Origin of the sequence: Mycobacterium sp. JS623, from assembly GCF_000328565.1 — a bacterium.
GTDB lineage: Bacteria > Actinomycetota > Actinomycetes > Mycobacteriales > Mycobacteriaceae > Mycobacterium.
In genome coordinates this window covers 4,614,316-4,629,215 of the sequence record NC_019966.1, presented here as the reverse complement: position 1 = coordinate 4,629,215, position 14,900 = coordinate 4,614,316, and the positions used below count along the sequence as shown (strand labels likewise).

Here is a 14,900-nt window from a genome sequence, read left to right as displayed (position 1 = left end):
TGTTTGTCCAGGCACCGGCGTTTGGTAATATGGTATGACCATAACGGTTTGACCGCCTGTGGAGTGGCTTTCAACGAGGAGAGGCAACTGATGACCGAGTTCACCGACATCACCTATGAGGTCGACAACGGCCTGGCGTGGATCACGATCAACCGACCCGAGCGGTACAACGCATTTCGTGCGCGCACGCTCGACGAGCTGATCCGGGCATTCAAGCTGGCGTGGGGGAGCCCGGAGGTCGGCGTCATATGTTTGACAGGCGCAGGTGAGAAGGCGTTCTGCACGGGAGGCGATCAGAAGCAACGCGCCGAAACCGGCGATTACGGCCCGTCAGAGACGGGCCTGTTCGAGGTGGACACGTTGCACCGGGTGATCCGTGACGTGCCCAAGCCGGTCATCGCCGCAGTGAACGGGTTCGCGATCGGCGGAGGCCATGTGCTGCACGTGATTTGCGACCTGACCATCGCCGCCGACACCGCGGTGTTCGGACAGAACGGTCCCCGGGTCGGATCATTTGACGCCGGGTTTGGCACCGGCTTTCTCGCGCGCGTGGTCGGCGAAAAGCGAGCCCGCGAGATCTGGTTCCTGTGCCGGCGTTACTCGGCGCAGCAGGCCGCCGAGTGGGGACTGGTGAACAAGGTGGTGCCGGCCGCCGAGCTCAAGTCCGAGGTGCGGGCGTGGGCCGATGAAATTCTAATGCTTTCGCCGACGGCGTTGAAGATTCTGAAGCAGTCCTTCAACACTGACACTGAGCAGTTCGCGTCGATGGGCCAGATGGCGTACTCGAGCCTGAAGCTCTTCGGCGACACGCCCGAAGCGCAGGAGGGTGTGGCCGCGTTCAACGAAAAGCGCGTCCCCGAATTCGCTGCCTACCGGGGCAACTGAGCGGGATGTTGCGGCGATGTTCAACGCAGAACAGCGCGGGTTGGTGACTGACGAGGTCAGGCCATCGCTTGCGCCAATGGTGATCTGGCTGTTCAACGCCTACGCCGGATTGTCCACGGCAGTAGCGGGTTTCGTGCTGGACAATGCGGTGTTGGTCGGTGTCGGCTTGTTACTCGTCGTTTCCGGTTCCGCACTGGCCAATGTGATTTCCAAGGTGATGAAACGGTCCCAATCGGGGCAGCTCGACTTCTACGAGAGAGGTGAGAGGTGCGCGTTATTGCATCCATCGCTGAGGCCGTCGACGCCGTCGGTCAAGAACTCGGCGTCTCGGCGTGGACCGCTGTCGATCAGGACCGTATTGACGCTTTCGCCGACACGACGGGCGACCGTCAGTGGATACACGTCGATGTCGATCGAGCCCGAGCCGAAAGCCCTTACGGCACAACCATTGCCCACGGCTTCCTGACGCTGTCTCTCATTCCGGCGTTGAGCAAGGACAACTACCGCGTCGACAATGCCAAGATGGGCATCAACTACGGGCTCAACAAGGTGCGATTTCTGGCGCCGGTGCCTGCGGGAAGCCGCGTTCGGGTGCGATCGGATCTCATGGACGCCAGGATGGTCAACGACACCACGGTCGACCTGACCGTGCGACAGACCGTTGAGCTCGACGGCTCGGATAAGCCCGCCGCGGTCGCCGAGATCATCGCCAGGATGGTCTTCTGAAGCGGTCCAGCCCCCGCAGGCCAGACGCCGATGGTCGTTGCCCACCGAGACAACGCGGCGCGGCTTGGCGCCATCTGACGCGAGGCCAATATTCTGACCGGTACATTGGGTCTTACCTTTAGGCCGAAAAGTGTGCGGGAGGAAGCGCAATGGAACCACGATCGACTGTCTTGCTCACCCCGGTGGACGTGCCGAAGGCCTCCGATGTGTTGGCACGCGAACTTCGTGAGCGGATCCTCTCCGGAGAGTTGGTCGAGGGCACGGCGCTTCCAGCAGAACGCGAGCTCGTCAAGCAGACACAGATGAGCCGTGCCACAGTCCGGGAAGCCTTGCGCATCCTCGAGGTGCAGAACCTGGTCCGGGTCAGGGCTGGTCGGGCGGGCGGCGCCTTTGTCCAGCGTCCGACGACGAAGTCGATGGCCAACTCGGTGAGCATGATGATCCGCGGTCAGAGGATCAGGCTGGCTGATCTGATGGAGACCCGCGAAGCCCTCGAACCGTTCTGCGCCGAGCTGGCTGCGCGCAACCGCACTGATGACGACCTGGCGGTGCTCGACAAAGCGAACAAGGACATCGCCGATCCCGACGCGGACCTGCCGGCATTCCTGCAGGCCAATCTCGACTGGCATGTCGGTGTGGCCATGGCCGGCCACAACGAACTACTCATCGGATTCATGACCGCGTTGTCGCAGGCCATCTATACCGGAACCGAGAATGCCGCGTTCGTCGACGACGGTGTGCGCTCCGTCACCCAACGCGCACACAAATCGATCACAACCGCGATTCGCAACGGTGACCCGGAGGCAGCCGCGCGCCGCATGCGTCGCCATGTCCACAGCTACGCCAAGGCGGCACTTGCCGTCGACGAACGTGACGCCATCATCGTCGATGACTAAATACACGCGCCCATAAAGGTCTGAAGCGGTCCGTGCCACTTCGGCGCAGGCTACCTGGCCTTGACGTCGAGGGGTGTCGTCTGGTCTGCGACGAGTCGGCGAATCTCGCTGACGGCGTCGGGGTTCTCGGCGCCGGAGAGGTCCCCAGGATCTGTGCCGAGCGCGGCGGCTCGTATGGCGCGGCGCATGATCTTGGCCGATCGCGTCTTGGGCAGCGCGCTGACTTGCCACACCCGCGACGGCTTGAACGGCTTCCCAAGCTCGCGCGCGACCAAAGCGGCTAGCTCAGCACCCACCTGATCGGCCGTCTCGGGATCGACGTCGTCGTATCTCGAGACCCAAAATGCCCACACCGCTTCCCCTTTGGCGGAATCGGGCACACCGACCGCGGCCGCCTCGGCGACTCGCGGATGGGTGATCATCACCGATTCCACTTCTGCGGGCGCCAGCCGCTTACCGGCCACGTTCATGACATCATCGGAACGCCCGAGAATGAACCATTGACCGTCATCGTCGACCATCGCGAAGTCGCCATGCGTCCAGATGCTCGGGAACCGTGACCAGTACGCCTGAATATAGCGGTGGTCGTCTTGCCAAATCCCACGCGTCATCGACGGCCACGGCTGCCGGCACACGAGCTCGCCGACCTGCCCGCGGACGGATCGGCCGTTGTCGTCGAGGACGTCGACGTCCATGCCGAGCGATGGACCGCCTAATGAGCAACTGCGAATGGGTTCGACCGGGTATGGCGCGAGAAACGATCCGCCGACCTCGGTGCCGCCGGAGAAGTTGATCACGGGTACGCGTCCGTCGAACACGTCGCGGGCCAGCCACTCGTAGGACTCGGGGTCCCATGGTTCGCCGGTCGAGCCCAGCACATGCACCGTTGACAGGTCGGGCATCTGGGAAACGTCAGCTGAGCGCAGCGCACGCACCAGGGTGGGGGACACGCCGAGCATGGTGACTTGGTGGCGCTCTACGAGCCGCCACAGCCGAGAGTTGTCGGGTCTGTCTGGTGATCCCTCGTACAACATCAGTGTCGCGCCGTTGGCGTGGGTGCCGAATATCGACAGCGGCCCCATGATCCAGCCCATGTCGGTGATCCAGCAGAACACGCCGCCGGGTTTGACATCGAATGAGTAGGCGACCTCGCTGGCCGTCTTCACCAGGAAACCGGCGTGGGTGTGCACGGCCCCCTTGGGCTTGCCGGTGGTGCCCGATGTGTACGCGAGCAGCAGCGGGTGCATGGCGTCGAGGTCCACTGGCACCAGCGCGGCGTCGCGGTGGGTCAGCTGTGACCACAAAACCATCTGCGCGCCAACGTATTTGGGGGGTTCCTCTGCCCCGTTGGGTACTACGACCACGTGCTGCACGCTCGGGCAGTGGGCCAGTGCATCGTTAACTTGTGGTAGGAGCGGCAACGCGCGCCCGCGCCGCACGGTGGTGTCGGCCACGATGACCGCCTTGGCCGCGGCGTCTTCGACGCGCGAGGCGATCGCCGCGGAGGCGAAACCGGAGAACAGCGGGACCAGCACCGCGCCGAGGGCGGCCACCGCATAACAGGCGATGACCGCCTCGGGGATCATGGGCAGATATATCGCGACGGCGTCGCCGGGGCCGATTCCCAGCTCGCGCAATCCATTTGCGGCGCGTGCCACCTGGTCTGCCAGCTGAGCGAACGTGAGTTGGCGTACCTGGCCGGCCTCGTCTTCGTGCACGACGGCGACGCGGTGAGGAGCATCGTCGCGCCAATGCAACAGACAGGAGTCGACGATATTCAGTGTCGCGTCGACGAACCAGTCGGGATGTTCAATTCCGTTGCGCAGATCCAACACTCGGCTGTAGGGGGAGCGGAACCGCAGGCCTAGATCGGTGACGACGGCATCCCAATACCACGCCGCGTCCTGAACCGAACGCGACCGCAGTTCGTCGATGCCGGCGAGGCGGTGCGCGCGGGCTAGCCGTGTGATGTTGGCACCTTCGATGTAGGCGTTGGTCGGATTCCACTGATAACTCGTCACGTTGACCTCGGGATGTCAGCTCTTCGGCATGCCGAGAATGCGCTCGGCGACGATGTTGCGCTGGATGAACGTCGAGCCACCGGCGATGGCGGTGCCGCGGGCCTGATAGGCCAACCGCAGCCACCGCGCGGTATTGGCTGACGACGGGTCGGCGGAACCCTTTTCGGCGAGCGCGAACTGGCCGCCCATCTCGTCGAGCTCCAGCCCGAAATCTGCGATGTCCTCGACCAACGGGCAGAAGAACAGCTTGCCGATGGAGGTCACCGGACCCGGCGGCCCGTCCCCGGCCGCTCCGGTGATCACCCGCTGCCCGATCAGGTAGTGCACCAGCGCCCGCCCGTAGAGGTCGGCGATCCGTTGCCGCACCAGCGGGTCGGCGCCGAGCGGGGAGCCCTGCTCGGTGGTGCGGTTGGCGATCTCCTCGATCAGGTCGTTGACCGCGCCGGTGGTGTTGACCCGACCGGTGGCAATCGCTACCCGCTCGAAGGCCAGGGTGCCCATCGCGACTTTCCAGCCGTCGTCGACCTCCCCGAGGACACCCTCGTCGGGGACGAACACGTCGTCGAGGAAAACTTCGTTGAATTCGGCCTCGCCCAGCATGTGTGACAGAGGACGGACTTCGACGCCGGCGGCGTCCATGGGCAGCAGGAAATAGGTGATTCCGCGATGGCGCTCTCCGCCGCCGGTTCGCGCCAGCAGGATCGCGTGGGCCGCCAGCTGGGCGCGGCTGGTCCAGATCTTTTGGCCCTGGATGCGCCACCCGCCGTCCACCTTGGTGGCCGAGGTTCGCAAGGAGGCCAGGTCGGAGCCCGCCTCGGGTTCGGAGAACAGCTGACACCACAGCTCGTCGCCGGTGAGGATGGGTCGCAGGTAGCGCTGCTGCTGCTCGGGGGTGCCGAACTGGATGATCGTCGGTCCTGCGAAGTCCTCGCCGATGATGTTGAGCCGTTCGGGTGCGCCGGCCCGATCGAGTTCCTCATTGAAGATCGCGCGCAGTTTGGCGTCCGCGCCTCCGCCACCGTATTCCGTCGGCCAGGACAGGCCTGCATAGCCGGCGTCGAACAGAAGCCGCTGCCAGTTGCGCCAGTAGTCGAGCTTGTCCTCCAGGCGCGCGGGTTCGGGCCCGCCCAGCTGCGGCACCGTGTCCTGCAGCCAGGCGCGTGCTTTGGCTCGGAATTCAGCCTCGGCGGGGCTGTCTTTGAGGTCCATCAGTTGGCACTCGCAACTTGTCTGGCCTGTGCGGCTTCCTCGTGGAGGCGCCGTTCGATGTCTTTGCGCAGCTCATGTTTGAGTACCTTGCCGGTCGCCGTCATCGGCAGGGCGGGCACGGCCACAACACGTTCTGGTGTTTTTTGGATCGGCATGCCCTTCTCGAGCAGGAACTCGCGCAGTTCCTCGACAGTGGGGGCGTCATGTCCTGAAGCGGTGACCACGAAGCAGCACACTTTCTCGCCGAGGCGCTCGTCGGGCATGCCGACCACCGAGTAGGCCCGCAGTGCGGGATGGTGGGCCAGATGGTCCTCGATTTCGCGAACGCTGATGTTCATGCCGCCGCGGATGACGATGTCCTTTGTCCGGCCGGTTACCCGCACGTATCCGTCGTCGGTCATCCTGCCGAGATCGCCGGACTTGGAGAAGCCGTCCGGGGTGAACAACGCCGCGGTTTCCTCGGCGTTGTCGAGGTATTCGATCATGTGGGCGGGCCCGCGGTAAGCGATGTCGCCCTCGGCGCCGCGAGGTACCTCGCTACCGCTGTCGTCGACGATCTTGACTTCGGCACCCGGCACCGGCGTGCCGTCGGAGGTCAAGGCGCGTGTTACGTCGTCGTCTACTGAACAGGTAGTGGTGACCAGGTTTTCGCTGCGGCCGTAGAGGCTGAGCACCTTGATGTTGGGAAGCGTTGCGCCGGCCCGCTCCACGACCGCGGCGGGAATCGGGGCGCCTGCGCACGTCCACAGTCGCAGCGATGACAGATCGTGGCGTGCCGTGTCGTATTCCGACAACAGGGTCTGCAGAAACGTCGGGGCCGTCACGGCCGCGGTGCAGCCGAAGCGGGAAATCTCCTCGATGCCGCGGGCCGGATCCCACTTGGCCATAACGTGGGTCGCCGCTCCGGTGAGCATGGGCACCAACACGCTGGTGACAAGCCCGGTGGTGTGGGCGATGGGTGAGGGCCCGAATTGAACGTCGGAGTCGGTGTAGCCGAATGGCCCCACCAGGGCGCGCGCGCCTGCACAGTAGGTGTTGAACGTGTGCACACAGCCCTTTGGGCGCGAGGTGGTTCCGGAGGTGTACACGATGACGAACGGGTCGTCAGGACTGGGCGGGTCGTTCAGTTCGCGTCGGGCGCTGTCGTCGTCGGTGTCGGCCTCAAGGTCCTGCAGAGCGAACACGGCGTCGTCGGCGTCGACCACGGCCTGGGCGACGCTGTCGGGACGGGCGACGACGATGGTCAGGTCCGGGTGCTCTCGGCGCAGATCCAGATACATGTCCAGATAGCCGAATTTGCTGAAGTGCGCCGGCGTGAACACCGTCCGTATCCCAGCGTTGGACAGCACGTAGCCCACGTCCTCGTGCCGGTAGATCGGCATGATCGGGACCATGATGACGCCCAGTCGTGACAGCGCGGCCAGCACCTGGATGAACTCGACCCAGTTGGGCAACTGCACGGCGGCGGCGTCGCCGCGTCGCAAGCCCTGGCGGTGCAGACCGACGGCCAGGCGCTGACCGGCGTCGAAGAGTTCCCCGAATGTCAGCGACCGTGTGCCGTCCGTCGCGAAGACCTTGTCGGGGTTTTCCTGCGCCCGCAGGGCCAGCAGGTCATGGAAATTCTCCGCGGACCACTGGCCCGTGCGGTAGTAGTCCTCGACTTGTTGTGGACTGTAGCGGTCGGTGTACGGGCTGGGCTTCATCGCGCAATTCCTCGTTCTCGGACCGGCCTCCTGACGGCGCACCGGCGGCACCAATTCGTCCAATCGTAGAATGGTCAGACCGAACCGGCAATCACTCGAATGGGGGATAGATCGCTGTCCTCACGTGTTGCGCCACTGCGGGGGGCGCCTCTCTTTGAAGGCTCGCACGCCTTCGGTCAGGTCGTCAGTGGTGAAGGCAAGCGCGAGCTGGGCCTGAAGGTAGTCCAGCGCAGAATCCAGCGGCAGGTCCCTGCTCGCGGCCAATGCACGCTTGCCCATTCCCATCAATAACGGTGACTTGCCGGCGATGTCGGCCACCCAGGCGCGTACGGCGTCGTCGAATTCGGCGTCGGGCACCACCTTGTTGACCAGCCCGGCCGCGGCCGCCTCGGGGGCGCTGAGCAGCCGGCCGGTCATCATCAGTTCATTGGCGACAAGCCGGCCCGTGGCGCGAAAGATCAACGCCGAAATCATGAACGGGAAGGCGCCGACGTTGATTTCGGGACAGCCCAGCCGGATCGACTCCTTGGCGATGACGAGGTCGCACGCCAGGGCAATGCCCAGCGCTCCGGCCAGCACATCGCCGTTGGCTGCGCATACGATCGGTTTGCCGATGCTGGTCAGGGTGCGGTAGAGGGTGGAGAAGCGTGCCAGCCCTTCGTATTTGACGATCGTGGCCCGTTCGTCGGCAAACGCGTCGAGGTTGCCCCCGGAGGAGAAAACACGCGGGTGCGAGGAGGTGAGCACGATGACCCGGACCGCGGAATCGCACGCTGCGCGATTCAATAGCGCGCCTAGCTGATCCAGCAGGGCGTCAGACAACGCGTTGCGTCGTTGTGGGTCGTTCAGTGTCAGGTAGGCGACCCGGCCGTCGGCACCGGTTTCTGCGGGCTCGACGCGGTAGGTTACTAGCTCCGCCGTCTCGGTCACGGCGCACCTCCTAGTCGTGCGTCAGCACGCATTTTCCGAAAGTCCTTTCGTTTTCCAGGTATTCGTGCGCCTCGGCCGCTCGGTCCAACGGGAACTCGCGATCGATCACGGGCGCACGCACCTCACGACTGTCGATCATGGTCAGCAGACTGGTGAAGTCTTTGCTGCTGCCCATGGTCGTTCCGAGCAGATCGAACTGGCCGAAGTAGAAGCTGCGGATGTCCATCTCGGCGGTTTGGGCGACGTTGGCGCCCAGCACCACCAGCCGCCCACCCGCACGCAGCGCTCCCAAGGATTCCTCCCAGCGGCCCACGGGGTCTAGCACCAGGTCGAATCCGGCACCGCCAGGTGACATGGCGCGCGCATGCTCGGGCCAATCCGGGTCGCTGTGCAGCATCCCACCGCGCGCGCCGGCCGACACTGCGCGCTCGATCGTCTCGGCCGACGAGGAGGTGACCGTTATGGATGCCCCCGCAGCGACCGCGAGGTTGACCGCCATCGTCGCAATGCCTCCTCCGGCACCGATCACCAGCATCGACTCGCCCGAACGGAGCCGCCCGCGGACGAACAGCGCGCGGTAGGTGGTTAGTCCCACCAGCGGCAGCGCCGCCGCTTCGGCCCAGCTCAGGCCGGGGGGCTTCGGGGCGACACAGTCGGCCGGCACGCTGACCAGCTCGGCGTAGGTTCCCGGGGTGTGATCGCCCAGGATCTCCCAATTCTCGCCAGGCGATTCCTCGCGGTCGCCCCAGTTCAGCGACGGCAGCACCACGACGTGCTCGCCAGTGTCGGTGCGCACGCCAGCGCCGTCGGCGCCGATGATGTGCGGCAAGGGCGAGCGGTAGCGGCCCTGCCTCACAAGCACGTCATGCCAGTTCAGCGCGCTGGCCTGCAGCGCCACCGTCACCCAGCCCGGCCGCGCGGCCGGGTCGGGGAACTCGCCAGGGCGCAACACCTCGGCGGCCCCGAACTCATGCATTATCGCTGCGTGCACACCCGCCTCCTTATGGCCTGACCATTAGACCATCACCGGTATCGGGGTGCAAGAATGTCGCGTCTACCGCGGCCAGGTGAATATTGACGCCCTTGTTGGCGTCTACCTCACTTTTGTCAATACGTTGTGACGCGCGTGACACGTAGCTATACTTTTGGTCTAATGGTCTGACCGTAGGGTTGGGGATCTCAGGCGGACAGGAGGTTTGTGATGGTGGCTCCGTTGTTCATGGCGCCCAGCACGCAGGCGCCGACGTTGGATAGGCGTGTCGCGGCGGTCGTGTCGGCGGCCAGCGATGTTCTGGAGCTAACGCCCGCCGACTTGGCGCCGGCCGACGCCGAACCCCGGTTGACTGATCTGGCGCGGCGTATCGCCGAGCACAACGCGTTAGCCGAACCTTGCGACGAGTCGGTGGCAACCGGCGAACTGTTGATCTCGATCCTGAGATTGCGTTGCGAGCAGCTCGATCACGATCTGTCCCGAAAGGTCAGATCGCTGTCGGAGATTCGGAACGCTCTACGCAGTCTGCGGGGACTACCTCCCGACGAAATGATCACTGCCGCACCGATGGTCTTGAGTCGAGAGTTGGCGTTCGCGCGGACCATGATCTCCACCGTGCGAGGCTCGCTGTGGGTGCCCCAATACCTGCATATCGCAGAACGCGAAGAGGTCGATCCCAACTCGCAGCCGTTCCGTAGGTATGTCGAAGGTGCGCACATCCAGTTGGCCGACGCTCCGCTGGAGACAGATCTCGTGCGCAAGAGATGCGGCGCGTTCGTACCCAAGCCGCAGGACGACAAGCGTACCTTCAAGGAGCTCGTCGAGGTTTCCGGCTGTTTCGGGTACATTGCCGCCCCGATCACCGTGCAGGGCAGAGCAATTGGCATCCTGCACGCCGACCGTCCCGAGCCCGCCGGTGTCGTGACGAAGGAGCACCTTGAACAGCTGGAGGCCTTCGCTGAGTGTCTGGCGGTGGCGTTCGAGAGCGCGGTGCTAGAAGAAAAGGCCACCCAACAGCGCCGGGAAGTCGACAGCCTCTGTGGCAACGTCGACGAATTGCTGAGCAGGACGGGCCGATCGTCGTTGTGGTCAATGGCCGGCACTATGACCGCCCCGCGGCACCATGCTTCCCTGCGCCGCGACCATCCCGCGTCGATATCGTTGACCGCCCGGGAACGCGAAATCATGTCCCATGTGGCGACCGGGGCCACCAATGGGCAGATCGCCCGGTGCCTGGTGATTTCGGAGGGGACCGTGAAGTCGCATCTGAAACACATTGCAAAGAAACTCAATACGTCGAGTAGAGCAGCGGCGGTGGCGGTCTATGCCGGCATCGCCGCGGGGACGGACTCACGGTGAACACGCGGGTGATAATTGCGACGCTCAACGAACTCGATCGGCAGCTGTGTAGTGCGTTTGGCATCGCGCGTTCCGGTGACGCCACGACTCTCGACGAGGCGATCGCGATGTCGGCGGCTACGACGGATCGACTGCTCGCCACCGAACGCGGCGATGTCACGTCGTCGCCGCCGGAGCACAGTTCCCTCACGCCGTTTCTTCGGGCACAGGTTGAAGCGCGTGAGCTGCGGTCCGGGGGTCGCACGGGTGTGGTGCGGTCATTGACCGAGGGTGTTCGCCGCATGAAAAAGGCGGGCTCGCTGCAGGGTCTCGGACGGCAGGCGTGCAGCGAGCTTTGCGACGCGCTGGGCTTCGAGCACGCGTTCTTGTCTTTCGTCGAAGAGGACGGGTTCGTCGTCGAGGAGTCCGACCACGGCCTCGGCGGTCCCACCGTGATCCCCCGCCGGCACTGCGCGGCTGAGCGGGAGTGCATTCGCCTGCGCGACACCATCAGGACCGACGCGGACGGCGTGGCCGGCTCGCCGGGCTACCGCGAGTTGCTCAACTCCGCGAGCTACCTTGTCGCACCCGTCATTGCCGAATCGCGAGTCGTCGCCCTGATCCACGTCAGCCGCAGCGACCAATGCGTCTCCCCGGCAGACATCGACGTGCTCGACGCGTTCGCGTCGGCGTACTCGCTGCTTCACGAGCGGATGCTCAACACCGAACGGGTGCACCAGCAGCGGACATCGATCGCGCGTGCGGCGGCGCGACTAACCGAGGAGGCCGACCGTATCGCCGCAGCGGCGATCAGCCTCGATATCGAGCACGACGATGCGGTCGAGCCACCGATCATGTCGTCAGATTCCGCGTTGGCCGCGTCGCTGTCCGAGCGGGAACGGCAGGTCTTCGGAATGCTGGTGTTGGGGGCGTCCAACGCCGACATCGCCGAAGAACTTGTCATCACTGTGGAAACCGTCAAGACACACGTGAAGCGGATCCTGCGCAAGATCGGTGCGATCAACCGGTCCGAAGCGATCGCCTTGTACATGGAGGAAACGGGCAGGGGTTCACGGCGACACGGCCGTCCTCTGTGAGCGACAACCCTTTTGACCCGGCTGTGTGGGAGCCGGTGGCAGGCTTTGACGACCTGACCGACATCACTTATCACCGCCACGTCGCCGACGGTGCGTTGCAGCCGACAGCACGCGTTGCGTTCAACCGGCCGCATGTGCGCAATGCATTTCGGCCGCACGGCGTCGACGAACTGTACCGGGTGCTTGACCACGCGCGGATGTGGCCCGAGGTGGGGGTGATCCTGTTGACCGGAAACGGGCCAAGCCCCAAGGACGGTGTGTGGGCGTTTTGTTCGGGGGGAGATCAGCGCATCCGCGGCCGTAGTGGTTATCAATACGCTGCCGGCGAGACCGCCGACACGGTTGACGTCGCCCGTGCGGGTCGGTTGCACATTCTGGAGGTGCAGCGGCTGATCCGGTTTATGCCCAAAGTGGTGATCTGTTTGGTCAGCGGCTGGGCCGCCGGCGGTGGGCACAGTTTGCACGCGACGTGTGACTTGACGCTAGCCAGTCGTCAGCATGCGCGGTTCAAGCAGACCGATGCCGACGTCGGCAGCTTCGACGGTGGTTTTGGCAGTGCGTATTTGGCGAAGCAGGTCGGGCAGAAGTTCGCCCGCGAGATCTTCTTTCTCGGCAGGCCCTATACCGCCGATCAGATGCATGCGATGGGCGCGGTCAACGAGGTGGTCGAGCATGCGGATCTCGAGACCGTCGGGCTTGAGTGGGCGGCGGCGATCAACGGTAAGTCGCCGCAGGCGATCCGGATGCTCAAGTACACGTTCAACCTGGCTGACGACGGCCTGGTCGGCCAGCAGCTCTTCGCAGGCGAGGCAACGCGATTGGCCTACATGACCGACGAGGCGATCGAAGGTCGCGACGCATTCCTGCAGAAACGCGACCCGGACTACGGGAAGTTCCCGCGCTACTTCTGAGAAGGTTCTCGTCAATCATGATGTGCCCCTTGTGATTCGTGCATCACGGAGCGTCGTTACTTGCTGCAACCACTGCACAAGGTCCCCAATCACCTGTGCGCGGTTGATCTCGTTGAGGATCTCGTGTCGCCCGTCGTCGTATACCCGAACGCTGACATTGGAAAGACCTGCGGCACGGTACCGGTCAACCAACGGCCACAGCAGCACGAGATCGGCGTTAACGGGATCCTTTGAGCCGACCGCAATGTACAGCGGCAGCTCGTGCGGCATGCTCGCCAACTCGGCAGGATCGGCAAGCCGGCGGGCACCAGTGAACATGGCGATGGCGGACGCGGCGTCGATGCCGAAGCCGCAGAGCGGATCGGCGAGATAGGCGTCGACCATCGCGCCGTCCCGCGAGAGCCAGTCAAAATCCGTGCGCGCAGGCGCAAACGCGGCGTTGAATGCGGAAAGGTCCAGATCGCGCGTGAAATCCAAGGCCGGCTCAAGGAGGTCGAGGGCGGCGGTCCCAATAAGCGCGACCGCGTCGACGTCCCGGCCGTGATCGAGCAAAAACTGTTGAGTTGCAAAGGAACCCATGCTGTGCGCGACTACCGCAACCGACGCGCCGGGTTGGTCAGATTTCGCTGTGGCGATCGCTAGACCCAGATCATCGACCAAGGCGGCCCATCCATCGGTCCCGAGGTGCCCGGGTTCGTCGTCGGCGGCCAGCGAGGCACCGTGGCCTCGGTGATCGTGCCCGTACACCACATAACCCGCAGAGGCGAGCGCCTCGGCGACGTGGTCGTACCGGCGGATGTGCTCACCCATGCCGTGGAACAGCACCACGACACCCGAGGGCGCATGCCCTTCTTGAGCGTCCCAGCGATAGGCGGCAAGCTGCCGGCCGTCGGCCGACTTGTAGCTGAATCTGCCCGGGGCGATGGAGTTCACGGGGATGACATTAAAATGGTCAGACCGACATGGCAAGGCGTTTGGGTCTGCACGGGCGAGGCCACCGCCGGCGCGATCTTTGCCTCCACTCTTCGCGGATTGGTTCTCTATCAGCACATCCGGCGCATCGAGGTCATGGAGCTACCGAAGCCGACCTCGGGCAAGATCCGGCGGGTCGAATTGCGCGCTCGCGAAAACTCTTGCCAGCCAGACACTTCCGAGGGTGAGTACCGGGACCGCTGAAACGACCGCGATTCGGGATTGACGCGGACGCAAGTTTAGGTACTGTGCAGATCAATTAATCGGCGTTTGCCGCGTCGCCCGGATGTGACTCTGACGAGGGACCCTTAATCCCTCGTGGTGGAGCAGTCACAATATTGATCGTCTCGATACGGTTTCCGCCATGCCGACGGCCGACCGTGTGTATATTCCCAGCTGCGGGCGACTGGGGGAGACCTGATGACCGCATCGCGGGGGCGGGTCTAATGGCGTCGACGTATGCCGCAACCAAGCCGGTCCGTGCGCTCGGCGGCTTTTTTGCGATGTCGCTGGATACGTTGGTCCAGCTGTTCAAGCCGCCTTTCGCCTGGCATGAGTACGTCCTTCAGTCATGGTTCGTGGCGCGTGTGTCGGTGCTGCCGGCGTTGATGTTGACCATGCCGTACTCGGTGTTGCTGGTGTTCACCTTCAACATCCTGTTGACCGAGTTCGGCGCTGCGGATTTCTCCGGGACCGGCGCCGCCATCGGAACCGTGAATCAGATCGGCCCAATCGTGACCGTGCTGGTCGTCTCGGGCGCAGGCGCTACGGCAATGTGCGCCGATCTGGGGGCACGGACCATTCGGGACGAACTCGATGCGCTGCGGGTGATGGGGATCAATCCCATCCAGGCGCTGGTCGTTCCGCGCGTGCTGGCTGCTACCACCGTTTCGTTGGCGCTGTCGGCGACGGTGATCCTGGTCGGTCTCAGCGGCGCGTTCTTCTTCTGCGTGTTCATCCAGCATGTTTCGGCGGGTGCATTCGTGGCTGGTCTGACGCTGCTCACCGGCACCGCCGACGTCGTCGTCTCGATGGTCAAGGCGATGCTGTTCGGGCTCGGGGCAGGGCTGATCGCCTGCTACAAGGGCATCTCGGTCGGCGGCGGCCCGGCCGGTGTCGGCAACGCGGTCAACGAGACCGTGGTGTTCACGTTCATGGTGTTGTTCGCGATCAACGTGATCGTGACCGCCGTCGGCATCCAGTTCACGGTGTCCTGAGGTG

General features: G+C 64.3%; 13 protein-coding genes and 1 pseudogene. 8 read left to right on the top strand and 6 right to left on the bottom strand.

The genetic code is table 11. The features are described 5' to 3' along the window. Window positions 1–90 precede the first annotated feature (90 nt). The 4 genes and pseudogenes from MYCSM_RS22610 to MYCSM_RS22600 all read left to right on the top strand — a co-directional run bounded on the left by MYCSM_RS22610 (window position 91) and on the right by MYCSM_RS22600 (window position 2,507). Window positions 91–885, top strand: coding sequence for an enoyl-CoA hydratase-related protein (locus MYCSM_RS22610; RefSeq protein ID WP_015308496.1), 795 nt, complete (start codon window positions 91–93; stop codon window positions 883–885). Window positions 886–901: 16 nt separating this feature from the next. Beyond that, window positions 902–1,102: pseudogene (locus tag MYCSM_RS39120) on the top strand (NAD(P)(+) transhydrogenase (Re/Si-specific) subunit beta); the annotation flags it as partial. A 50-nt stretch (window positions 1,103–1,152) separates the two neighbouring features. Continuing rightward, a complete protein-coding gene (locus MYCSM_RS22605) occupies window positions 1,153–1,611 on the top strand; it encodes a MaoC family dehydratase (RefSeq protein ID WP_015308495.1) in 459 nt (152 codons plus the stop codon). A gap of 149 nt (window positions 1,612–1,760) precedes the next feature. Further along, entirely contained in the window at window positions 1,761–2,507 is a 747-nt protein-coding gene (locus MYCSM_RS22600; RefSeq protein WP_015308494.1) for a FadR/GntR family transcriptional regulator, read from the top strand. A 50-nt stretch (window positions 2,508–2,557) separates the two neighbouring features. Here MYCSM_RS22600 and MYCSM_RS22595 read toward each other — a convergent pair whose 3' ends face one another. The 5 genes from MYCSM_RS22595 to MYCSM_RS22575 all read right to left on the bottom strand — a co-directional run bounded on the left by MYCSM_RS22595 (window position 2,558) and on the right by MYCSM_RS22575 (window position 9,361). After that, entirely contained in the window at window positions 2,558–4,528 is a 1,971-nt protein-coding gene (locus tag MYCSM_RS22595) for an AMP-binding protein (protein ID WP_015308493.1), read from the bottom strand. A 15-nt stretch (window positions 4,529–4,543) separates the two neighbouring features. Beyond that, window positions 4,544–5,737 (bottom strand): acyl-CoA dehydrogenase family protein, encoded by a 1,194-nt coding sequence (locus MYCSM_RS22590; RefSeq protein WP_015308492.1) that lies wholly within the window; start codon window positions 5,735–5,737, stop codon window positions 4,544–4,546. Next, on the bottom strand, window positions 5,737–7,440 hold the full coding sequence (locus MYCSM_RS22585; protein WP_015308491.1) for an AMP-binding protein: 1,704 nt from the start codon (window positions 7,438–7,440) through the stop codon (window positions 5,737–5,739). Before MYCSM_RS22585 ends, MYCSM_RS22590 begins: the two co-directional genes overlap by 1 nt. A gap of 120 nt (window positions 7,441–7,560) precedes the next feature. Further along, window positions 7,561–8,370, bottom strand: coding sequence for an enoyl-CoA hydratase/isomerase family protein (locus tag MYCSM_RS22580; protein WP_015308490.1), 810 nt, complete (start codon window positions 8,368–8,370; stop codon window positions 7,561–7,563). A gap of 10 nt (window positions 8,371–8,380) precedes the next feature. Next, complete coding sequence (locus MYCSM_RS22575) at window positions 8,381–9,361, bottom strand: quinone oxidoreductase family protein (protein ID WP_015308489.1); 981 nt, start codon at window positions 9,359–9,361, stop codon at window positions 8,381–8,383. 210 nt (window positions 9,362–9,571) lie between these two features. On the opposite strand from MYCSM_RS22575, the gene MYCSM_RS22570 reads away from it, so the two are divergent. Genes MYCSM_RS22570 through MYCSM_RS22560 form a run of 3 tightly spaced genes read left to right on the top strand, consistent with a single transcriptional unit; the run spans window position 9,572 to window position 12,707 of the window. Beyond that, complete coding sequence (locus MYCSM_RS22570) at window positions 9,572–10,720, top strand: LuxR C-terminal-related transcriptional regulator (RefSeq protein ID WP_015308488.1); 1,149 nt, start codon at window positions 9,572–9,574, stop codon at window positions 10,718–10,720. Next, window positions 10,717–11,796, top strand: a complete 1,080-nt coding sequence (locus MYCSM_RS22565) for a LuxR C-terminal-related transcriptional regulator (protein WP_015308487.1) — start codon at window positions 10,717–10,719, stop codon at window positions 11,794–11,796. Before MYCSM_RS22570 ends, MYCSM_RS22565 begins: the two co-directional genes overlap by 4 nt. After that, complete coding sequence (locus MYCSM_RS22560; RefSeq protein ID WP_015308486.1) at window positions 11,793–12,707, top strand: 1,4-dihydroxy-2-naphthoyl-CoA synthase; 915 nt, start codon at window positions 11,793–11,795, stop codon at window positions 12,705–12,707. Before MYCSM_RS22565 ends, MYCSM_RS22560 begins: the two co-directional genes overlap by 4 nt. Window positions 12,708–12,722: 15 nt before the next feature. On the opposite strand, the gene MYCSM_RS22555 is transcribed toward MYCSM_RS22560, so the two are convergent. After that, complete coding sequence (locus tag MYCSM_RS22555; RefSeq protein ID WP_015308485.1) at window positions 12,723–13,640, bottom strand: alpha/beta fold hydrolase; 918 nt, start codon at window positions 13,638–13,640, stop codon at window positions 12,723–12,725. Between the two features lie 485 nt (window positions 13,641–14,125). Here MYCSM_RS22555 and MYCSM_RS22545 point away from each other — a divergent pair, with 485 nt between their 5' ends. Continuing rightward, window positions 14,126–14,896, top strand: a complete 771-nt coding sequence (locus MYCSM_RS22545; RefSeq protein ID WP_015308484.1) for an MlaE family ABC transporter permease — start codon at window positions 14,126–14,128, stop codon at window positions 14,894–14,896. The last annotated feature ends 4 nt before the right edge of the window (window positions 14,897–14,900 follow it).

Bases quoted from the DNA above. Each gene is read 5' to 3' on its own strand.
- MYCSM_RS22570 (WP_015308488.1), top strand. From the start codon at position 9,572: ATGGTGGCTCCGTTGTTCATGGCGCCCAGCACGCAGGCGCCGACGTTG.
- MYCSM_RS22590 (WP_015308492.1), bottom strand. From the start codon at position 5,737: ATGGACCTCAAAGACAGCCCCGCCGAGGCTGAATTCCGAGCCAAAGCA.
- MYCSM_RS22610 (WP_015308496.1), top strand. From the start codon at position 91: ATGACCGAGTTCACCGACATCACCTATGAGGTCGACAACGGCCTGGCG.
- MYCSM_RS22585 (WP_015308491.1), bottom strand. From the start codon at position 7,440: ATGAAGCCCAGCCCGTACACCGACCGCTACAGTCCACAACAAGTCGAG.
- MYCSM_RS22545 (WP_015308484.1), top strand. From the start codon at position 14,126: ATGGCGTCGACGTATGCCGCAACCAAGCCGGTCCGTGCGCTCGGCGGC.
- MYCSM_RS22600 (WP_015308494.1), top strand. From the start codon at position 1,761: ATGGAACCACGATCGACTGTCTTGCTCACCCCGGTGGACGTGCCGAAG.